Source organism: Holophaga foetida DSM 6591 (assembly GCF_000242615.2).
Lineage (GTDB): Bacteria > Acidobacteriota > Holophagae > Holophagales > Holophagaceae > Holophaga > Holophaga foetida.
Genome location: NZ_KI912268.1, coordinates 1,712,153 through 1,732,529, shown reverse-complemented (window position 1 = coordinate 1,732,529; position 20,377 = coordinate 1,712,153). Strand labels below are relative to the sequence as shown.

The following is a 20,377-nucleotide window of genomic DNA, read 5'->3' as shown; positions in this document are numbered from 1 at the left end:
CGATCAATCTAGGTGTCTCGCCATGGCCGCATCCCCCTCCACCTCCGAACAGAAGCAGCGCATCCTGGAAGCCCTTGCGGGCCGACAGGACGGTTTGAGCCGCGGCGAGATCCAGGAAAAGACTGGCCTCACGTCTCTGGATCCCCAGGTGGCCCGGCGCCTTCTCGCCGATATGGTCCAGAAGGGGATGATACGAGCCGAGGGCCTGACCAAGGCTCGCCGGTACTTCCTTGTTCAGGGCGAAGCCGTAACTACCCTGCCTATTCGTCGAGGCAAATTCATCCCTTCGCCTCGGGAGGGGCAGGTCCCTCTGAGCCCCGCAGGGGAAGCCTGTCGCGCTCTTCTGGCCCGGCCCCTCTCCCTGCGTGAACCCGTGAGCTACCGCCGAGAGTTGCTCGACGGCTATGTGCCAAACGAGACCTTCTACCTGCCTGTCGAGATCCGACAACGACTCGCCACGCTGGGTGCACCCAAGGAACCCGAGCATCCCGCAGGCACCTATGCCCGCCAGATCCTCCAGCGCCTACTGATCGACCTGTCCTGGAACTCTTCCCGCCTGGAGGGGAATACCTATTCCCTGTTGGACACCGAAAAGCTGATCGAGTTTGGGGAAACTGCGGAGGGCAAGGAGCTCCAGGAAACCCAGATGATCCTGAACCACAAGGCGGCCATCGAATACATGGTGGACTCGGCGGAGATGCTCTGCCCGAACCCCACTACGGTTCAGAATCTCCACGCCCTGCTGATGGAGAACCTGCTCGCCAATCCCATGGACGAAGGCAGCCTGCGTGTCGCCCCTGTCGGGATCCGTGGTACGTCATACATTCCAACGGCGGTCCCCCAGGTCATCGACGAATGCTGCCGACAGCTCCTGCGAACGGCCAGCGACATCGAGGACCCCTTCGAGCAGTCCTTCTTCCTGCTCGTTCACATCCCTTATCTCCAACCATTCCTCGACGGCAACAAGCGGACTGGCCGCCTTGCAGCCAACATCCCTTTCATCCGTAAGAACTGCATCCCTATTACCTTCATGGAAGTCCCACTGGAGGATTTCACCGAGGGCATGCTGGCCGTCTACGAGATGAACCGTATTGAACTCCTCCGGGATGTTTACGTTTTCGCCTACGAGCGTTCCTGTGCCCGCTATGGCGCGGTGAAGACATCCCTCGGCGAACCCGATCCCTTCCGTCTCCGCTACCGGACTGACATCAAGAGCATCGTCCGAGAGGTCGTCCTGGCTGGGCAGACGATCCAGGAGGCCGAAGCCCAAATCCGTGCCTATGCCGACGCCAAGCTCCCCAAGGAGGCCCGGACCCGTTTCCGTACTGTAGTCGAGACGGAACTCGCCTCTCTGCACGATGGGAACTTCGCCAGATACCAGCTCCGCCCCTCCGAGTTCGACGAATGGAAGTGCAGGATACGTGGTGGAGAGGGCGATCATGCCTGATGCCGATGGATACGGAAACTCATGATCTGATGCCTTCCTATGCTGCCCTGCTTGAGGAAATTCGGGTCAGAAGCCCGTGGTCCCCGCCTCGTGCAACAACCTTTCACGGGAGAGGTTCATCTCGCTTCCTCCCAGGTGCGACGCCAGAGTGGCTCCGGCACGATCAGGTTCCAGCGCTTGGCGAGCCGACCGCCTTCGGTGCGGCTCAGGTAGTGTCTGCCCTTGGGGCGCATGGGCTCCAGGCGGGCCAGTTCTGTCTCACCGAGGTGGAGGGCTTCCCGGTGCTGCTCCAGGAAGAAACCCACCAGGGCAGCTGTGGTGGCGTTGTTCAGACGTGTCAGATATTCCTGGACCTCCCCCAGGTCCACCAAGCGGAGTTCCTCCAGCGATCTCCAGACTTCCTCCCAGCCGCCGGACCATTCCGGGCGATCCAGGACATCCACCAGGGTGCGTGCCTGACTCGTCACCCGAACATCCATCCCCTGGCGGTCCACCAAATCCACACCGAGGGTCATGGCCGCGTCCCCCAGGGATTCGCGAACGCGGAGCGGGCGATAGCCCACGCCCCTGAAGGGCCAAGCCCGCTGTGAACGCGGGACGAGGACTGGACCTCCTCGAAGGAGGAGTAGGCCAACCCGTGCAACTCCAGCGCGGTGTGGTAGGCCAGCACGACTTCGGGACACCCCATGGCCGCCGCCAGGAAGGCGTCGATGGGGGCGGATTCGGGTGTGCTCCCTGGGGGGACGGTTGCGAACAGTCCCCGGCGAACCGCCAGTATCCGACCTGTGCGCTGGTGGTAGCGGAGCAGTTCGCGCACCGTGGCAGGATTGGGCTCCTTGCCCCCCGCTTCGGCGAGGTGGCGCACCAAGACCTCCCGGGTGAATACGGGATGCAGGGCAAAGAAGGTCGGGAGGCTCACGGTTGAGCAAATATATCAAAAATCCTAATTAAATTAGTCCCTTCGTTTTGAGATTTCAACCATATCCGAGGGGTGTCACCGCTGCAACGCGGAACCCCCGAGCCTTCCTGGTTCCATGGCGATGAACAGGATTTGCCCCACAGGGAGGGCTTGCGTGTCGGCTCCTCAGATACTGGCGGGCTGCCCGTTTCGAGATACAGGCGAGATACGTCCCCATTCATAATCCCCTCGGGGTTCGAATCCTCCCCAAAAACAAAACCCTGAAGCCGTTTGGCTTCAGGGTTTATCTGGCGGAGAGAATAGGATTCGAACCTACGGTGGGCTCACACCCACACCTGATTTCGAGTCAGTTTTTTTGAGTTGGGCCTTTTTGTGCCAATTTGTTCCAAATGTATTTAATGTTGAAGTTGTATTGTAAATCCATTGGATGTTCAGAGGCTAGAATGGACGAAGTTGGGCCTAGAATGTGGTAAGGATGTGGTAACTGGTTATAGGGGGGAGTCTGATGGGGCGAGCGTCGGGTGTGAATCTTACTAAATCGGTAATCGAGGGCCTTGGCCCGAGGGACACCCTCTTCCGAGTTTCAGATGCCCAAACCCGAGGATTGGAGCTCCAGGTCACCCCGGCCGGGGTGCGGTCATGGGTGCTTAGATACCGAGTGCATGGTCATCAGAAAACCTTTACTCTGGGCCGATGGCCTGAGTTGACGGTGGCCCTAGCTAGAAAATCCGCCCATGAGCTTCTAGCTGGAATCGCCAATGGTGAGGATCCAGGTGCCAAGCGCAAAGCCGAACGTGAGGCGGAAACGGTCAACGAACTCGTGACAAGATTCAAGAAGGAACACCTCCCTACCCTCAAACAGAGCACGCTTAAGGAATACGAACGCCTCTTGGACAAGGAAATTCTTCCGGGTCTCGGGGCCGTGCGAGTGAAGGACGTTCAACCCTCGGATGTGGCGTCGCTACTGTCCCGTGTCCGGGCTGGCACCGCAAAGGGGATCGTTGCTAATCGAACTCGGGCGGTGCTCTCCAAGATGTTCTCTCTGGCCTCACTATGGGGTCTTCGTCCGGGGCTGTCGAACCCTGCGCAAGGACAAGCCCGTTCGCCCGAGACCAAGAAGGATCGGCATCTTTCGGACAAGGAGTTGGTTGCTCTCGGTGCGGCGCTCCGGCACTTGGAACCCGCTGGTAATGGCGAGGAAAGGCCCCTAATGGTTATGCCCCCAGAGGATCAGTACGCCCTGGCAGCCATACGATTAGCCTTACTCACGGGCATGCGGAAGTCTGAACTCATCGGGCATGCTTCGCGAAAAATCCCTGCCCTTACCTGGGATAATGTGAACCTGGATGCTGGGGTAATTCGTTTGGAGCAGCACAAGACAAGCAAACGGACGGGTGCCCGAGTTGTGTCTCTTTGTGGTGCCGCGGTGGACCTTTTGGAACATCTTCCTAAGACCCGCGGGAATCCATTTGTCTTTCCTGGTCGGAAAGAAGGCAAAGCCTTATCTCATCTGCAAGGAGTTTGGGTGCGGGTTCGGGCCATAGTCCATGTAGTGCAGCGAAAAACCAAAGTTCCCAAGAATGATTGGGTGAGCTTAGAGGATGTGACCATTCACGATCTACGTCGATCCTTCGCCAGCGTAGCGGCTCGGATGGGTTACCCAGAATTGATCGTGGCTGCATTGTTGGGTCATGCCGCCGGAACGGTGACGGCAGGATATGCCCGCCTGGGAGCCGATCCTCTACGGGATGTCGTGGAGGCTATTGGTGCACGGATGGAAGCGTTGCTTGATGGGCACGTGGATGTGGTGGCAGAGGCAAAGGTCTCCAGGGCGGGAGTCAGGGCTCGAGGTAAATCAACTGGCATCTGATTCGTCAAATTTTTAAACTTAGCGCGTTGATGGGGAATGTGTGAAAGAAGCTGATTTGATTAATAAAATAGAAGAATGTTTTTTGAAACATTATGCAGAAGTTATGCATTATCGGCCCCATTGGGTTCTTGCATGGTATCAAGATTATCCGGATGATATGGTATCGTGTAGAAATATGCATGTTGAGATGCATTATAGCCGAGTTAATAATTTGAATAAAGAATATGTTAATAACCTGGCTGATTGGATTGATAAGAGCGGAATTTTGCGGGAAGCATCAGAAATACTTGCAGAGAATTTTGTGTGCGAATACGTTGAGGATATAGAACGATTTGAAAAGTCTCCTAGAAATTCTATCTATAAAAAAGAATTGGAGACGATACGAATTGCGGCGGAAGATTTTATAAATGCGTTGGAGGGTGTGTCTGGTTTTACTAGAGAAAAAGTACATCAGGTGTTACGTTATCCATGGGAAATGGTTGAAATTAGAAAGATGCTGGTTGGCTATTTGTTGCCAATTCCTAATTGTGATAAAGAAAAAGCTCTTTTGGATGTCGCAGACCTATTTTTTGGCCCATCTGACTCGGGTTCGAAACGTATGGTGGAACGTTGTATGGACTTGAAAATTATCAATTATATGAAAGAGCTAGTTGCTGCATCAAGAGGGCTAGAAATAGTGATTCCTGATGACCTTGGTGGCCCATTATCTGGTTTTCATGACTCGTCTGGAAGTATGCCAAGGTTATTCCTTGCTTCGAATGTGCGTCAGTTGCTCCGGGACCTCGGTTTGCCATTTGGAGCGCAAAAATATGGGCCGGTGTCAGAGTTCCTTTCTTTGGTCCATCAGGCTGCCACTGGCGAGGTCCCTTCATGGGCGGATCGTTATGCGGCTAAGACGCCGCGTATGGAGAAGGAGGCGTTGGCAAGGAGGCCTCAGGGTCAGTAGGGCATAAGGCTATGAAGGTGGGGCCTTAGGGACCTCCATCATTCCGTTAAGGTTGGTAGGGTTTTTTTAGCGACTGTTATCCATGAACCTGTCTCCAGCGCCCGCGTTGGGCCATTTGGAGACAGCAATGACCAAAACAATCACAACCAACCCGACTCCCTTGCGGAGTCCAAAAACCACAGCAGCTTTCCTGGAGTGTTCTACATGGACCCTCGCCGAATGGAGGTGCTCTGGAACTGGGCCCCGATTTATTAAGGTGGGTCGCCTTGTTCGCTACTCGCAGGAGGCTCTCGACGCATGGGTGGAGCAGAACACCTGTGCTTCGACATCCTCGGTTCTCGGGAAGGCGGTGTAGCTCATGACTCAGAAGTATGAAATTCCTGTTTGCAAACGCCCGACAGCTGCGGAGGAGATGGGTTTCACGATGGGAGATGCATTCTCCACTCGCATGCGGTGCCTGTTGCAGTCGGAAGAGCTAGTTCGCCATGAGCTCAAGCGGCACTACCCCTCTTGGAATCCCGATTCCCTTCGTTCTCTGATAGGGAAGTTAGCCAGGAGGGCCGTGAATGGGAAGGCAGGGGCCCGGGCCCAGATTCTGGTCAAAGAGGGGCTCCGGGGCCTCGCTGATCCATTTCTCATTACCGTAGATTTCGACGGTCAGTGCGGGATGCTGGTGCATCCAAGATTTGTGAGGAATGCCGCTGAGCAGGAACTCCGGAAAGCGCTTCGCTTTCTTTTGGGCCCAGACAAAGTCAGGGTCGGGCAATGGGGGATTGAATGAAGCATCTTCGGTGCTCTTTCTTTACCTGCGCCGAAGACAACACCCCCAAGCCCTGGGAAGGGGCTTGGGGGGCTCTTTTGGAGATCCTTGAGCGCACAAACCGCCCCCGCCCCAGGCCCAACGGCGTCGACCCCAAAAAGGGCCTTCCAGCCATTGCTCCCGCCACCTTTATGCCAATGCACCGTGGAAAGGATGAAGCACTATTCCTCGCCTTTTTGGGACTTGACTATGACAACGCTTGCGAGGAAGTGATACCCGGTGAGTTCCATAAAAGTGGAACAGCAAAGACCCGAAAGGTGCCCATTGAGAATCCAGTGTCGATGGGGGAAGTGGCCGAGGCCCTTTGGGAAGCCGGTGTCGCAGGATACCTCTGGACGACATGGAGCAATCAGGAAGAATGGCCCCGCCATCGGGCTCTGGTGCCTTTGTATTTGCCTGTTCCAGCTTCCCAGTGGGAGCAGGCGACTGAGTGGGCCCTGACCTCTCTCGGTTTGGCGGACACCCGCCGCGGTCTGGATGTCAGAGCCCTTCGGGATGTGGCTCGGATGTTTTTCCTGCCTGGCCATCCAGACGGGCATGAGGCAATCCGTCGCCAGGAAATCGTGGGTGAGCCACTGAAAGTGCCGCTAGGGCAATTGGATCGCCTGAAGGTACCTGTGGTGCCGAGACTGCCGCATATTGAGCGGGAAATCAATCGACGGAGGCATGACGGCTTTTCCTGGACAGCGAACCTGCCGGTGGAGCTGGGCACTCTCCGCCTTTCCGAATTGATTGCCTCCCTAGGAGTGAAGGTTGGCCAAGGGCAGCCATACAAGGGCGGGACAAAATGGAGGACCCATTGTCTTTGGCCCGGTGAGCACTCACATGGGCTAGATGATGATTCCGGGTTTGTGATTCACGAGCCTGGTCGGTGGCCCACCTGGACCTGTTCTCACGCCTGCCATGCCCATCTGGGACTAGTAGACGTTTTGCGAGCCGCAGGGGTGCTGCGATGACGAACATCTTGCAATTTGCCAATCCAAGGAGTGAACCCTCACTACCAGTGGCATTGGACGGCCAAGCAAGGCCGTCGCCTTATGAACATCCAACTCTCCCTCTATGCCAGGCATGGGTCGTGGGGGACATGGCCCACATGCTTGCGGATGATCCGCCTCCCGTACGGTGGCTCGTTGAAGGGCTGATACCTGCGGGTGTACCTGGGATCTTGGCGGCCAGAGCCGGTGCTGGGAAGTCCATGACGGCGCTTTCTGTTGGGATGGCTCTTGCCTCCGGTTTGGGTGTGTTGGGCCGATCCGTGAGTCCGGGAGAATCCCGTGGTGTCCTCTTCGTAGGTCTTGAAGATGATGAGGAAGAATTCCATCGGCGGGTACGCCGTGGGCTCCCTTTATTGGAAGAGGATCCTGAGTGGACACCCACCCATCGAGAGGCCTTGACTCGCGGCTTAGTGCCCCTTTTCCCAAACCGGACATCGGGTGCGGTATTCAGCCTGAAAGCTCAGTGGACATCCTTGGCGGAGAAAGCTGCTGCCATCCCTGGAGGGTGCGGAATGATCGTTTTGGACACCCTAAGCCGGATGGCAGACGGGGACGAAAACTCGGCGACCGATATGCGCCCTTTCAATGAGTCTGTATCGGCCTTGGCCCAAGCCACAGGGGCCTCGGTGCTGTCCATCCATCATGTGGGTAAAGGTAATGATGGCAACTCGGATAAGAAACTCTGGCAAAGGCTTCATCCCGAGGCTCTACGGGGTTCAAGTTCTGTTGAGGCCGCAGCTCGATTCATTCTCCAACTCGCCGCCTTATCTCCTTCCGAGGCTCAAACCGCTGGATTGGATGGCGAGGATGCTCTTCGAGGTGCATATGTCGCCATGAGCTTGTCCAAGATGAGCTCTGCCGAGAAGGGGGCGACGGTGTTGTTGGAACGCCGAAAGAGCAACGAACTCGGGGCGGGATTCCTGAGCCTGCACCCAGAATCTGAACGGCTCCTTGCACTGATCCAGGGCCAAGCTGCGGTGTTAAAACTCACCAAACGGGACTCTGTGCTGCTATCCATCGCGGGTGCTGGTGGGCTGGGGGGGCTGGACCAAAAGGCTGCTGCCGCATTGATTTGGCCTGAATCCGGTAACCCAAAGGGGCAATGGGACAAAATGCTATCGGCGCTCCGCAAGGAAGGTTGGTTGCAGGATCCCTCCCTCACGGCTGCCGGGTGGGCGAAGGCGGAAATTCTGGGCCATATCCCATCCGACCGGAAGTGTGGGCGAGGGCTAAACCTGAAAGGAAGCCCGAAAACAACGGGGCTTCCGCCCGGAAGTGGGGAGGCGGAAGAGATGGAAGAAAATCAGACCTTCCATTCTGGTTCCCTAGGCCAGTGGAATGGAAGGAAGGACGGCGATTTGGTGGAGCTGGCCCGACGACCAAGCATCTCTGCGGCAGTAGGTGATCGCTATGAGGTGGACCTGTGATGCCGCAGGAGCTGTTAGCGAAGATCGAGGGGTTGGGCTATTGCCTAACCCTCAGGTTTGGTGGCCTCCGGCGTACTGGCGAAGGTGAAGAACCCATGCCCGAAGTGCTTATTTTGATTGGTGAGCACCGGGAAGCCTTGAAATCCATTCTGGAAGCGGAGGCCAAGGCCTGGGCCGCATCTGAGGCCAGTGTTGCAGCAGGCCGGATGACTATCTTCCCCTGCAATTTGTTGCATTTTGTTCATCCAAGCATCCTCGAATCCATGACCGCTCGCTCCATTGTTGAGCCACCAGGTCATTTCATGAGAAGCATATAGATGCCCACCTACTCTATGCGGAAGTCAGGTGTTGGCCGCCCTTTGAAGCATCCATGGGAGGAGATCGAGGCCCTCTATGTTCATGGTGAGGATATTGAACAATCAGGTAAGGATGGCAAATCCGGGTCGTTACGCCGGTGGCCCTCCCAGGCGGACTTGGCAAAACGCTATGGTCTTCGACCTGAGCAGATCTACAAGCGGTTTGCCCTGATGGGCTTAGACCGAAAGACTGCCCACCAACGCAGGGAGGCCTTCAAGGTCGAGTATTTTAGACAGCTTGATGACAGGAAAATCAAGGATTTGGCGGGGCGAGAGATTGGTTTCCGAATGGCAGCATTGGCCCTGGCAGAGCTTGGTTTGCGCCAGGTTCTGAACCAACTTGTTCATCCACAGACGGGGGATAGCCTGCTGAAACTCCTCACGGCTGCCAAGAGGGCTCAGGAGATTGGCCTAGATGCCCTGGACTTGCCTATGGATAGAGCAAAACATGAGGATTGCGGGGACGACTGGACATTGATGAGAGACGTTCGGCGTGGTCTCTATCCTGTGCCGCTTGAGGCTGAGGGGGATCAATCACGGATTGGTGGCCTTAGGACTCGTGGAGGGCAAAACCAGTAGATTAGGCATCCTGCCGCCCCTGGCCGTGTTCCCCCGGTGGCATTACCGGAGGACGGTCCTGAGGGCCATCCGTGACCTGCTCCGGAAGGGGCCCTGGGTGATCGGCCCAACCTGGGACAATCAACGGCCCCGGTTGGAGAAGGCTTTCGGACGAGCACGGCCGGGGCTGGGCTGGTTCGAGGGGCCGGAGCTGATCAGCCAGTCGATTATCGAATGATAGGCCGTCGGCTCATTGAGGGTCTTGGCACCGCCCAGAATCCGTATGAGAATCAAGGCCCCCCGAACTGGAGCCATGAGGCCCAGAGCTGGCCTGGTGTCTGCTTCCCCGGTGTCGGGTGCATGCAGCCCAGCATTCCGAGTGGCGCCGGACGGGGGTCCTATCCATGGCGCGGATCGGCACGCTTGCCCTTCGTCTGACCTGCGACAGCCTCTGTCATATGGTCGAGGCTAGGATTGGTCCCATGGATACCGACATGACCACGAATGCCTCCAATTCCCTCTACTCGATGCCCTTCCAAGGGTGGGCCTGGCGTGGGGCCCATCTCCAGATGGCCGAGCTCGCCGCCTACTGTCCTGGAGAGGTGGTCAAGCACATGGGGCAGGCCACTGTGAGGATCGACGAGGAACAGGACTTTCCCTTCGTGTTCCGGGTGCTGGCTCACCAAGCCTGGCGCGTGTCCGGCGAGAGCGAGGTTCATTTTTCGCCAGAAACCCGATTCAAGGTCCTGGGCGTCCGGACGCTCTCCGAGAATCGCACCTGCCTGTGGCTGGAGCAGGTAACCGAGGGCAGGGAGCCTGATGGTGACCGGGAAGAGGAGCTTGCCGGGTGGCTGGCCCGGATGGCCGGGCCGCTCATGAGTCCCGATCCGGGCCTCGTGGCGGCTTGGTCGGCTCCCTTTGCCCGGTGGGCACCAGATGCCCGGGAGGGCGAGCAGCCCCTGCTGGGGGTCTTCTACGACTTCGAGGAGGCCGTCCGCTTCGCCGTTGACCAGACTTCCCAGGAGGAATCCGTGGTCAGGCAGGTGCTCGAGGCGGCCCAGCGCTATCTGGAGTTGGCGGGCACGGCTCAGGGGGAGGAGGACGAGGGGCTCATGCGCGAGCGCGTGGCCATGCGCCACTTCCTACCAGAGGATCCGACCTGTCTGGATCTGGACCAGGAGATGGCTTACCTGGTTCTCAGGACCGGCCTGGACAGGGAGCTGATCGCCCGGGTCATGGAAGCGGAGGACGCCTATCAGGAGGTCCTGGGGCTGATCCGTCGGGAGGATGAAGACCTTGAGGCGTCCGAGGAACTGGAGGACGATGGGCTCGCCCATTGGAGGGCCCTGTATCCCGACTTCCCGGTGGATTTCCGGTGTCACTTCCATGAAGTGTCGGACTCCTCGGATCTGCGCTTCGCTGCGCCTCCCCGGAGAGGCCGATGGTCCATGGTGAGCGCCACGGCCCTTCCTCAGGGGGGCGGACTAGAGACTTGGCGCGTGGAAGGCATAGTTGTCGGCGAAGGGCCGGAGCTTCTGGGCTTCTTCCCCGTGGCCCGGGATGGGGCAGAGTATTCCCTCCACATTCGGGATATCCAGCCATGGGGCGACAAGGATGCCACGGTGGAGGCCCAGGACGCCCAAGGGCACCTTCTGACCTTCTTCCATGTCGACCACCTGCACCCCAGGAATGAGCTCCAGGTCGATTGCACCCTGCCGGTCTACCTGGCTGGTTTCGCCATCGATCTGGGGTCGGCCACGGATCCAGACCGCGGCCTTCTTCTCGAGAATGACGAATACTGCGCGTTCCAGGGGCGTGTGGCATCCCTGGATGTCCTTTCGGCCTGGAGTGGTCTGGTCTATCGCATGGATGTGGAGGGCCCCGATGGGTCCCGCCTGCCAGTCTACGCGGCCCGGCATGTCCTGGAGGCGGGATACCGTCCCGCTGTCGGGGATGAAATCCATGGCACCCTCTGGCTCCAGGGCGCCACCGCCAGCGGGACCCTCGCCAGGCCCATATACAACCTCAAGGCTGAAGGGGATGAGCAATGAGTGAGTCGCAAGCGTCCGGCCCACATGGCATACCGGGGTTTCTCCTCAAGGAAGTCCCGTTCACCGGCTTCGGCTTCCGAGTCTTCTCTCCCGAGGGGAAGAGCCTTGGGATTTTTGAAAGGACGGATCCGTGGCACAGGGAAGGGGCTTGGCCAGAAGGGTCCCGCCTTATCACCTTCGTGATATCGGGTAAGGGAGAGCGCTTGCCCTTTGGTCTTTGGACTTGGCAGAGCGGGAAGCTCGTGGCGGATCCAGAACCGTGGTTCGCTCCGAGATGCCGAATCTTCCCGGAGTATGGGGGAGCCTATCTGTGGGCGCCCGATGGGGCCTCGGATCTTTGCGAGGGATATACAGAGGATCTGAAGGCCGCCGAACGCCTGGACCAGGATTTTGACGAGTGGGCAAGGCTATGGGAGGTCATCGACATTGATGACTTTTCTGCGGGAGCCGCGCCCGAAGGGGGGTGGGATGCCTTCGATACTCAAGGCATTGAACTCTGCCGCCGCCTGATAACTCTCATGGGCTCCGATGGACTGGTGGTCTATACGAGGGACGGATTCTGTTCCGTGCCAAGAATGGGGCCGCTGCTCCTCTATTGGGAGGAAGTCCGGAAGAGGAAGACCCGCCCCTGCGACCCTGTCCGCTACCTCACCAACGAGGAGGCGATTGCGGCTTACCTCCAGGCCGCGGTTGATGACGGAGACGCTCAACTGACCGCATTGGCTAATAAACATGCGGGCCGGGCCCGGAAGCGCCTCGACGCCTATCGCGTCAGCCTCCCTGAGGAGGACGTTGAAGTCGAGCACCTCTACGCCGAGCGATTCGGATCCATCCCGGTTGGCCTTTGGCATGGGAAGGAGGCTAGGCGGCAAGCTCTGGAGCAGGCGCGCCTCGTACTGGCGGGGAAGCGCGGTCCAATACGATCCGAGGAGTTCCCCGTGGATTGCCCACCCGAAGCGATCCTGTGACGAGGCAAGGTAAAGACTCCGCAAAGGGTTTTCGCACTATCCCTCTTGGTGGAGTAGGTCTCCACATAAAGCGTTTCAATACCACGCCCACCGCAAACCTATGGAGGACAAGATGGACACTCCCATCGAACAATCCCGTCGCATTCTGGCCGAACTCGAGGTCTACAACATCAAGGCGGCGGGGGTGTGAGCGTGTCCATGGATGTTATAGAGATGCCAGGCCTCCGGCTGGTCGAAGCGCCTATGGACGAGCGGTGGATGGAGGTTGTCGGTCCGGACGGTCGGTGCTTGGCGGTTCTGCCCGATGCACAGTTCTACCGGAAAATCCGTCGAGGGACTTGGCCCGAGGGGGCGCGGATTCGGACCTACTTCCTCACATCCACGGGACGGCGCGTGACCCTGGCCCGTTGGGACTGGACTGCGTCAGAGCTTGCCATGGAACGGGAAGGGGGCCCAGAGCCCAGCATTCGCATCATGCCCGACTACGGCGGGGCCTATGCCTGGGACCAATACGAACGTTGTGCTGAACTGGTCGATCTCTTGGATGAGGGTCCGGAGGTCGTGGCATTGGGCACTGAACTCGCAGTCTGGCAGGGCGAGTGGGAGGCCCACGCCGCCTTTACCCCAGAGGATGATCCTCCGCCCCCTGGCGGCTGGGATGCCTGGGCCGAGCGGGGCTTGGAGCTCTGCCGCCACGCCCTGACCCTCATGGGGCCGGAGGGGGTGCTCATCTACCGATGCCCGCCGAGCCGCCTCCGGTGCGGCAAGCGGGACCTCGTGCTGTATTGGGAGCGCCAAGTAGATGTCAATCAAAACGCCCACGACCGGGAGGCCGTGAGCGGATTCGAGGGGCGGAACCAGCTACCTTGAGGGGCATCTCCTCAACCTGCCGGATTAACGATCCTTAATAGCCACGAACCGCCCCCTTGAATTGTGAGACCGCCTCTGACACTTCACAAGCCCCTTACTACTTCCAGTCCGCCACTTTGTCGTCGCCAATGAGATTGTTATGCCTGGCAATCAAGTTTGACAATTCTTCCTTCCATTCCGAGGCCCTAGGGCAATGGAACGGAAGGACGCCTCGCGGGTAAGCTACGCACTGTGCTCAAAAAGGTCCTACCTGAACCACAGGAAATAGATGGGCTGAGCTTGGGGGAACAGCCTTTCTCAATCATCGAGGCGCTCTTCTGGAGGTCGCCACGTTTTGAATCTTTCGAGAGCGTCCGTTCCGCCAAGCAGGTCACGAGCTTGGCTGAGTCGTTCGAGCAGCTCTTGCGGAACTCCTTTCTCTGCGTGTTCTCCTTGGGTTATCGTCCCAGGCTCGGAAGATCGCTGGATGATGTCCCCGAAAAAGGCCTCAATGCGCTTGGCCCTGGCCCAGTCTTCGACCATAGCCAGAAGGTCCTTTCGACTATCGTTGAACGCCTTCTCGCGTCGACGAATGGCTTCGAGGCGCGCTTCCTCTTGGCGCTGCAACTCCTGTTTCCGAACCCATTCTCGGTGTTCAGCCTCTCTTTGAATGCATTCCGCCTCGCGCTTTCTCCAAGCCTTCTCCACCAAGTCCGCAATTGTGGACGAGGCCAACTCAATCGTCCGGGCAATTGAGGGGGGCGTCGAAGACCACTCACCAGGTTTTGATTCGCTCCACCAATGCTCCCAGGGTGCTCCCTCATAGGGCGAGAAGGCTCGGAGGGCGAAACGTCCACCTGGCATATCTTGGATTTGGACTCGGCTGGAAGCGCCAGGACGTTTTATGGTGGCGGGCTCATCCGCTAAGGGGATCCATTCGTTCTTCACTTCCTTGGCGAGGACCTCCTCTTTGATCTCGTAGAAAGAGAGACCTATGGCAAGGGTCCCAATCCGAAGGATTGTCGGGCGCCAAGGCGTCCACCAATGCCAGACATGGCAGGTCCGAGGTTTCTTTGGATCCATGGGCTTAAAGTCAATCCAGCGGATTGGCTCTCGTGGGCCAGCGATCTCGATGGAGTATTCGCAAGCCTCTAAGCTCATTAGAACTAGGTTGAAAACCTTCAATCCTCTATCCAACTCCCTTCGGCTGATATGGACATCCAGGATTGCTTGCTTGCGGGGCTTTAGGTAGTCATTGAAATAGGAGTCTTTAGAAGCCGAGAGTGCTTCAAGGGCTGGCATCACTAACGGGTGGAGTGCTGCTGGCTCCCTGACCACAGGGTGGTGCTTCCTGAAGTGGTCCGGTGCTTTGGGGTAGGGCCATGGCTCTGTCTTGGCTCGCCCTGATTGATTCCATTCGATATCCGCCCCGGGACGTGCGGGTGGAAGCTTCGGGCGCCGGGGTTGTGCACCCCCGCGCAGACGAGCCCAGTATCCCCGTGGCGGAGTCGGCACTTCCAGGTTTCGGCAGACTCGTGCCAGGTAGCTGGACGACACCCCATACCGGTCGGCGACTTCTAACATTGGATTCGCCCAGACTTCTTCAAATAGAGCTTCTCGGTTCACAGCCATCCAGATCTCCATTGCACAAGGTCATCCTTCCTTCTCTTCTGGGTCCCTAGGACAACGGTATGGAAGGAAGCCAAGGTTGCTCGCCTCTCCGTGGCAAGGAGCACCCAATTGCGCCACGGTGGTGTCGATTCTGATGGGCATTGACGACTTAACCCTGAAGACTATGACCTATGGCCTCCATGTGCTGTTTCTTCCCCATCGGGTCGCTGAGGGCGCTCCAGGGGATCCGGTGCACGTGGTAACCCTCCATCTTGAGGATGCGGTTGATCATCGCGTCGGTCTGCTGCGTCTTCGGGTTCCCGTGCAAGGCAGACGACATCCCGTCGAGGTAGACCGCAACCTTCTTGTCCCTGTAGAGCGCATCCGGGCTGGTCACGATGCCGTCCCCGAGGTCCAGCTTCGCATTCAGCTCGGGGCCATCGTCGCCGACGAGCCCGGCCTCTTGCAGGGCCAGGAGGAACACCTGCTCCTTTGAATGGTGAGGTTGGCCCTTGGTGGGCATGTCCCCGGTCGCGGGCTCAATGGTGTTCTGCATGGTGAGACCACGCCAGATGGCCAGGAGATCGGTGGCCTTGACCCGGTCCAGGTAGGGTTGGTGGAAGGCATTCGAGTGGTTCTTCAGACATTCGTAGCAAGCCGTCGCACAAGCTTCCGGACATCCCATGAGACGTTCCGTGGCCCCATCTAGCACCTGCTCCCACCGGTCTAGGATTTCGTCGAGGACCCCCGAGCCACCGGGCATGGGGTCGTAGAGGAGTGCTTCCCAGGAGCCGTCGTCCTGGGCGATGCCCACCCAGGTCAGATCCCGCTCTCCCATGTCCAGGAGGTCACGGGCACCTAGCAGGAGGGCTTCGCAGAGGTTGGCTGCGTCCGCCATGGAGGCTAGACCTCGGAGACGCAGACCATCCACCCGAACGTCGGCGTACAAGGCCCGAGGGACCGGTGCCTGCCCGCATGACTTTACGTGGGTCTCGACGAACATGGCCTTCTCGGCGTCCGAAGACATCGAACTCCGAGCTGCTCCGCACACGGTACAGATCGGGTAGCCCCATTCACCCTGCCGGGAGAGGTTGGCTGGTCCGAGGTTGACTAGTCTGAGCTTCTGCTGTCGCAGCAGCTGGAGCTGAAGTCCGGTCGGGGCCGTGTAGGTGGCGCCGCCGTTGTGGACGTTCTCCAACTGACTGGCACGTAGGTCCACTGACAAGGCGAACCGCATAGACTCGTCGTCGGTGATCCTGCTTGCGTGGTCCAGGCTGCCGTCTGACATCGGGATGGCGTCCACGGAGGCGGGTGGGGTCGCGGCGGCCACGCCAAGCTTCCCGGCTTGACCGGGCAGGCGGAGGAAAGGGGCCTCCGGGTCAACGCCAATCTCGAAACGCTCGGCGGTCCTGTCCTCGGGTTTGGGGCTCATCCTGAAGCTGACAACCTTGAATCGTTCCCCCATGGCGTAGATCAGGTTGCCCGGCACGAACTCCCGGACCCCCTGGGCCAGTCCACGCCCAAGGGACAGGTCCCGGCTAGCCGACTTGGAGTCGGCGCCGTGGAACTCGAAGCGACATCCACCCTGGGTCATCCCGTAACCCGGCAGGAAGCCCTCAAGGGCCAGCACGGAAAGGGTATAGGTATCTTGGGTCTTGCCACGGTAGGCACGGATCATGGCGTCGAACCGCTGCTTCAGTCGACGTTCAGCCTCCTCCAGCTCCTTGCCTTCCCCTTCCAATTTGGCCCACTCGGCTCGACGATCGCTCGCCCACTTTGCGCGGTGATAGAGGCGTTCCACTACGTCCTGAAGGTCGGGGCCCAGGGTATCAAGGAGGCCATCCAGGATGTCATGACGAACCGTCTCCTGATCCTCCACCGGCCACGACTGGTCGAAGGCGGCCCGCACGGCGACCACGAGCTTATCCCGATGATTGATCACCAACTCCGCCAAGGGCTCACCCACCTCGGGGGCCTGGGCTCGAAGGCGGGTCCTTTCCTCGTCGGCGTCGTAGTGGAACATGTAGCCCCCTACGAACGACGGGAAGATGGCCTTGATGGCCTCGGACTCGGGGCCCTCCAGACGTAGGAGGGTGCCGACGACCACGGCATGGACGTGCTTGGCGACGAGCACAGGGTTCCGGAGGTTAAACCTGGGGGCCTCGATCTCGCCCCGGAGGAGGTCCAGGGGGTTGTTGAAGAAATATTGGTCGTGGTGCCAGCGCTTGCAGTAGGTGACGATCGAGGCCATCCGTTCTCGTCGACCGGCCCGTCCCGCTCGCTGCCAGTAGTTGCTGGAGCCCGGGGGCATGTTCCTCATGAGCACCATGTCGAGGGCTCCGATGTCGACACCCATCTCCAGGGTGGGGGTGGCCACCAAACAATTGAGATCCCCATCCTCCCGCTTGAACTCGCGCTCGATGCGGGCCCGAACGTCGGCGGGAACCTGGGCGGAGTGTTCAGAGGGGACCAGGGGCTCGAAGTCGGGTTGGAGCAGAAGGGCCACGTCGAAATTGTCCTCGTCCAAGGGCTCGGACTTGAGGACCCCGTCGCAATTGTGCCGGGGGCATTTGTTCCCGGGCGACGAGTGGATGGTGGGCTTCCGGCACCGCTGGCACCGCCAGGTCTCCGTGGCGATCTTGAAGCTCAAGCTGTCCGCTAGAAGGGAGAACCCCTTACCCCCTGGTAGGGCCGTGGCCTTCAGGCCGCTGCCCTTCAAGGTGATGTGTTCCATCAGGGACGACTGGCTCAGGAAGGCCCATGCCTCTTCCATGAACGTGATCCGATCCGTAGGCGAGCGCCCTGGTGTCAACTTCGCGAGGAGCCCCAGGGCGAAGGTCCGACCGGTTTTCGAAACAAGCGCTACCTGCCTGCGCTCGTCGTCGCCCTCCTTCTTTTTCTTGAGCACGATGACCTTCGGTCGCTTGAACTCCTGGATGTAGCCCTTGGTGACCTCACGTGCGCCCTGATTCCAGATGCGGGTGAACGTGTCGCCCCCGCCCTCCGGGCTGTCGGCCAGGATCTGGTTTCGCCGCCAACTGTCCAGCAGCAGGGCAAGGAACCGTCGCACGTCCGCCGGGTCCCACGTCAGGATCCCCGCCAGCTCCCGGAGTTTGGCCGGGTGGGCGTCCAGCTCCGGGTAGTCGATCTGAACAAGGCCGTAGGCTTCCAAGCCGTATTTGCTCGTGTAGGACGTGGCTGCCTCGGCCATGAGGCGGTGCCGGAGATACTTCGCCAGTTCCTTCCGGAGTCGGTCCTTGTCTGTCGTCCCTACCAAGTAGGACATGACCTCCGGAGCGATGACCCTAAGCAAGAAGCTGTCTGCCAGCAATCGATCCACGAGGCGGCTGTGGATGGCTCCGAAGGATAGGCCGTCGTCCTTCTGGATCTCCTGGAACATCAACTGGCGAAGCCGGTGACGCCTACCGTGGTCCTCGCTCCACCCTGCCTGAAAGGCCGCGTCCTGGCGGCTGTCAGCGAACACCAGCAGCTTCCGGTGGTCCTTGGAGGCGTAGGTGAGCATGGCCTGCCCCAGGGTGTGAACGTCTGCCACCTGGGAGGCCCGGACGGCGCGGAAGGGGCGCACGGCCCCCTTATAGCCTCGGCTACCTGACCTGCAGGCTGGACACTTGGTGTTCTCCTCCTGAGGGATCTCGACTGCCAATAGGGGCAGCTCAACCCCACACTTCGGCGCCAGGCATTTGTCTGCTTGTCGTCCGTGCATGCTTCCACACCTGCGGCACAGGTAGCCCGTAACAGTGCCCTTCAGCTCTGGCCTGGTAGTCAACGGTAGAGTGTCGTCGTCCCCATCGTCGTCGGGCTGCCAGGCAAGCTGGTCGGTGAAGTAACAGGTGGAGGTCGCAGGTCCCTCAGGGATTTGTCCCCCACTTGCCCAGACGGCGTTGTGACCCTCCTGCTGTCCGCCGATAACCTTACCGTCCTCGGTTGCAAAGCCGTGAACTTCGGTAGCCATCAAGTGCTGGCCGCATGTAGTGCACACCGACACGGGGAAGATGCCCGAGGGCTGCCAGTCCGGGTGCTGCTGGATCAAGTCCACCTTGTTGGTGAGGTACAGCTTGAGTTGGTTGTCGTCCTCGAAGCGGGCGTGGGCCTGGTCTAGGCCAGAGATGAACGTGTGGAGCTTGGGGCGGAGGATGGGGTCCCCCTCCTTCTGCGCCCGGACGCCCATCGCAAGGTAGGCCAGGACCTCCACCTGATTCCAGATTGGGTCGACGGCACGCCCAGTCACCTTCGCGACCTGCTCGGCACCCTCGACCAACCCCAAGGGCTTTGCAAAGGTCCTCGCGATGGCCTGGACCATGGGGTTCGCCGCCAGTAGGTGATGGAGGCCCTCCTCGGCGGAGGCTTTGGTCGGGATGTTCTGCCCCAACCAACGCTTCACCTCGGTGTTCAGCTTGGGTAGGTCCTCCCAGTCCTCCCCCGTGACCGTGGCGAGCAATCTCTCCAGGGTGGCCATGGGATCACCTATAGGTAGTGCCTGGAGGGCTCCTGGTGTGGGCCACTCGATCTCTGCGTAGCGTTCCTCAACGACCGCTACCTTGTCCTGGGGCACCCCGAAAAATCGGTGTGCAAAGCGGGCGGCGGCCTCGGTGCCGCGCTCGGGATCCGCCAACGTCGCCGATGTGCCGATGCAGGTGATCTCGCCCCGGGCGAAGGCCTTGAGGCGTCGGATGAGCACAGCGACCTCAGCCCCGGTGGTGCCCTCGTAGGTGTGGGCCTCATCGAAGACCAAGTAGCGCAGCATGCCACTGGAGAATAGGCCCTGGTCCTTGGCCCGGGTGAGCAGCATCTCCAACTGCTGGGGGTTCGTGAGCAGGAGACGAGGGGGGCGGGTGCGGATGTCCTCCTCGGAGATGCGCTCCTCCTGGGGGACCCGACGGGTCTTGGCCTTGGGGTCCTCTAACCACTTCGACAGCGTCTCCCCTGACAGAGTCTCCGATGCCCGCTCAACATCCGCCCCTGCGTCCCTATCTGGGGTGGAACCCACCCACATCCCATAGCTGATCCCTGAGCCGCGAAGCATGCGCCTCAAGCGGTCCATCTGGTCGATGGCCAGGGCGTTCATGGGGTAGACAAGCACAGCCATGACGCCCTGAGGGGCTTTTTCGTCCCTTGCTGTCAGTGCCGTATCAAGGATGGGGGACAAAAATGCCTCAGTCTTCCCTGACCCCGTACCGGTGGACACGATCAGATGCTTCCCGCCCTTCACCGCCCGCAGGGCCTCTTCCTGGTGCAGGAAGAGGGTGGGGTAGGGCATGACCCCCTTCATCCCGCCGTGGAGGGCCCTCTCGGCCACTAAGGAGGCTACGGTAGCTCCGAGCCTGAAGGGGCGGCTGAGGCTGACGAAGGGGCCCTTGGCAAGGTGACTGGTCAGGCTCTCCCCCAGCATCTCCTTGGCCTGGGCCGCCAACCTGGGGTCCGAAAACGGGAACGCCGTCCGTTGGTAGCGGAGGAAGGTATCCAGGATCTGCTTGGTGAAGACGATGGGGTTCAGTGACATGAGTAACTCGATAGTGAGCAGCAGTTGACACGTTTGGAG

The 20,377-nt window shown here is 59.6% G+C and carries 15 protein-coding genes and 1 tRNA gene; 11 read left to right on the top strand and 5 right to left on the bottom strand.

Translation table 11 applies throughout. The annotated features are described in order from the left end of the window. Positions 1-22 precede the first annotated feature (22 nt). Entirely contained in the window at positions 23-1,447 is a 1,425-nt protein-coding gene (locus HOLFODRAFT_RS0207485; RefSeq protein ID WP_005035514.1) for a Fic family protein, read from the top strand. 116 nt (positions 1,448-1,563) lie between these two features. Here the strand turns inward: HOLFODRAFT_RS0207485 and HOLFODRAFT_RS22820 are convergent, their stop codons facing one another. The 3 genes from HOLFODRAFT_RS22820 to HOLFODRAFT_RS24445 form a co-directional block, all read right to left on the bottom strand. Then, positions 1,564-1,962 (bottom strand): type IV toxin-antitoxin system AbiEi family antitoxin domain-containing protein, encoded by a 399-nt coding sequence (locus HOLFODRAFT_RS22820; protein WP_005035516.1) that lies wholly within the window; start codon positions 1,960-1,962, stop codon positions 1,564-1,566. Further along, positions 1,959-2,366: a hypothetical protein gene (locus tag HOLFODRAFT_RS22815; protein ID WP_005035519.1), complete on the bottom strand. Its 408-nt coding sequence runs from the start codon at positions 2,364-2,366 to the stop codon at positions 1,959-1,961. The genes HOLFODRAFT_RS22820 and HOLFODRAFT_RS22815 overlap by 4 nt, the downstream gene beginning before the upstream one ends. A 288-nt stretch (positions 2,367-2,654) precedes the next feature. Continuing rightward, positions 2,655-2,753: transfer RNA gene (locus HOLFODRAFT_RS24445), tRNA-OTHER, on the bottom strand. Positions 2,754-2,871: 118 nt separating this feature from the next. Here HOLFODRAFT_RS24445 and HOLFODRAFT_RS0207475 point away from each other — a divergent pair. From HOLFODRAFT_RS0207475 to HOLFODRAFT_RS0207415, 10 genes are all read left to right on the top strand, one after another. Next, positions 2,872-4,236: a tyrosine-type recombinase/integrase gene (locus HOLFODRAFT_RS0207475; RefSeq protein ID WP_005035521.1), complete on the top strand. Its 1,365-nt coding sequence runs from the start codon at positions 2,872-2,874 to the stop codon at positions 4,234-4,236. Positions 4,237-4,276: 40 nt separating this feature from the next. After that, complete coding sequence (locus tag HOLFODRAFT_RS24440; RefSeq protein WP_148300390.1) at positions 4,277-5,182, top strand: hypothetical protein; 906 nt, start codon at positions 4,277-4,279, stop codon at positions 5,180-5,182. Between the two features lie 82 nt (positions 5,183-5,264). Next, the gene (locus tag HOLFODRAFT_RS25640) at positions 5,265-5,537 is read left to right on the top strand and encodes a helix-turn-helix transcriptional regulator (RefSeq protein ID WP_341871910.1); all 273 of its coding nucleotides are present in this window, start codon (positions 5,265-5,267) and stop codon (positions 5,535-5,537) included. Positions 5,538-5,540: 3 nt separating this feature from the next. Further along, positions 5,541-5,963, top strand: a complete 423-nt coding sequence (locus HOLFODRAFT_RS0207465; RefSeq protein WP_148300389.1) for a hypothetical protein — start codon at positions 5,541-5,543, stop codon at positions 5,961-5,963. A 991-nt stretch (positions 5,964-6,954) separates the two neighbouring features. Beyond that, positions 6,955-8,424 (top strand): AAA family ATPase, encoded by a 1,470-nt coding sequence (locus tag HOLFODRAFT_RS23895; RefSeq protein ID WP_005035531.1) that lies wholly within the window; start codon positions 6,955-6,957, stop codon positions 8,422-8,424. Next, on the top strand, positions 8,424-8,741 hold the full coding sequence (locus tag HOLFODRAFT_RS0207445; RefSeq protein WP_005035533.1) for a hypothetical protein: 318 nt from the start codon (positions 8,424-8,426) through the stop codon (positions 8,739-8,741). Before HOLFODRAFT_RS23895 ends, HOLFODRAFT_RS0207445 begins: the two co-directional genes overlap by 1 nt. Next, entirely contained in the window at positions 8,742-9,359 is a 618-nt protein-coding gene (locus tag HOLFODRAFT_RS0207440) for a hypothetical protein (protein WP_005035535.1), read from the top strand. It begins immediately after the preceding gene. Positions 9,360-9,820: 461 nt separating this feature from the next. Continuing rightward, positions 9,821-11,389: a hypothetical protein gene (locus tag HOLFODRAFT_RS0207430; RefSeq protein WP_026939136.1), complete on the top strand. Its 1,569-nt coding sequence runs from the start codon at positions 9,821-9,823 to the stop codon at positions 11,387-11,389. A gap of 203 nt (positions 11,390-11,592) precedes the next feature. Then, a complete protein-coding gene (locus tag HOLFODRAFT_RS19995; RefSeq protein WP_148300388.1) occupies positions 11,593-12,357 on the top strand; it encodes a helix-turn-helix domain-containing protein in 765 nt (254 codons plus the stop codon). 213 nt (positions 12,358-12,570) lie between these two features. Beyond that, positions 12,571-13,227, top strand: coding sequence for a hypothetical protein (locus HOLFODRAFT_RS0207415; RefSeq protein ID WP_026939135.1), 657 nt, complete (start codon positions 12,571-12,573; stop codon positions 13,225-13,227). Positions 13,228-13,524: 297 nt separating this feature from the next. Here the strand turns inward: HOLFODRAFT_RS0207415 and HOLFODRAFT_RS0207410 are convergent, their stop codons facing one another. Together HOLFODRAFT_RS0207410 and HOLFODRAFT_RS0207405 are read right to left on the bottom strand one after the other, a co-directional pair. After that, positions 13,525-14,544: a hypothetical protein gene (locus HOLFODRAFT_RS0207410; RefSeq protein WP_026939134.1), complete on the bottom strand. Its 1,020-nt coding sequence runs from the start codon at positions 14,542-14,544 to the stop codon at positions 13,525-13,527. Between the two features lie 442 nt (positions 14,545-14,986). Beyond that, positions 14,987-20,338 carry a DEAD/DEAH box helicase gene (locus HOLFODRAFT_RS0207405; RefSeq protein WP_005035545.1) on the bottom strand — a complete coding sequence of 1,784 codons (5,352 nt, stop codon included), beginning with the start codon at positions 20,336-20,338 and terminating at the stop codon, positions 14,987-14,989. Positions 20,339-20,377: the final 39 nt, after the last annotated feature.

Bases quoted from the DNA above. Each gene is read 5' to 3' on its own strand.
- HOLFODRAFT_RS0207430 (WP_026939136.1), top strand. From the start codon at position 9,821: ATGGATACCGACATGACCACGAATGCCTCCAATTCCCTCTACTCGATG.
- HOLFODRAFT_RS0207405 (WP_005035545.1), bottom strand. From the start codon at position 20,338: ATGTCACTGAACCCCATCGTCTTCACCAAGCAGATCCTGGATACCTTC.
- HOLFODRAFT_RS0207415 (WP_026939135.1), top strand. From the start codon at position 12,571: ATGCCAGGCCTCCGGCTGGTCGAAGCGCCTATGGACGAGCGGTGGATG.
- HOLFODRAFT_RS0207465 (WP_148300389.1), top strand. From the start codon at position 5,541: ATGACTCAGAAGTATGAAATTCCTGTTTGCAAACGCCCGACAGCTGCG.
- HOLFODRAFT_RS0207440 (WP_005035535.1), top strand. From the start codon at position 8,742: ATGCCCACCTACTCTATGCGGAAGTCAGGTGTTGGCCGCCCTTTGAAG.
- HOLFODRAFT_RS0207475 (WP_005035521.1), top strand. From the start codon at position 2,872: ATGGGGCGAGCGTCGGGTGTGAATCTTACTAAATCGGTAATCGAGGGC.
- HOLFODRAFT_RS0207485 (WP_005035514.1), top strand. From the start codon at position 23: ATGGCCGCATCCCCCTCCACCTCCGAACAGAAGCAGCGCATCCTGGAA.
- HOLFODRAFT_RS0207445 (WP_005035533.1), top strand. From the start codon at position 8,424: ATGCCGCAGGAGCTGTTAGCGAAGATCGAGGGGTTGGGCTATTGCCTA.
- HOLFODRAFT_RS23895 (WP_005035531.1), top strand. From the start codon at position 6,955: ATGACGAACATCTTGCAATTTGCCAATCCAAGGAGTGAACCCTCACTA.
- HOLFODRAFT_RS25640 (WP_341871910.1), top strand. From the start codon at position 5,265: ATGAACCTGTCTCCAGCGCCCGCGTTGGGCCATTTGGAGACAGCAATG.
- HOLFODRAFT_RS22820 (WP_005035516.1), bottom strand. From the start codon at position 1,962: ATGACCCTCGGTGTGGATTTGGTGGACCGCCAGGGGATGGATGTTCGG.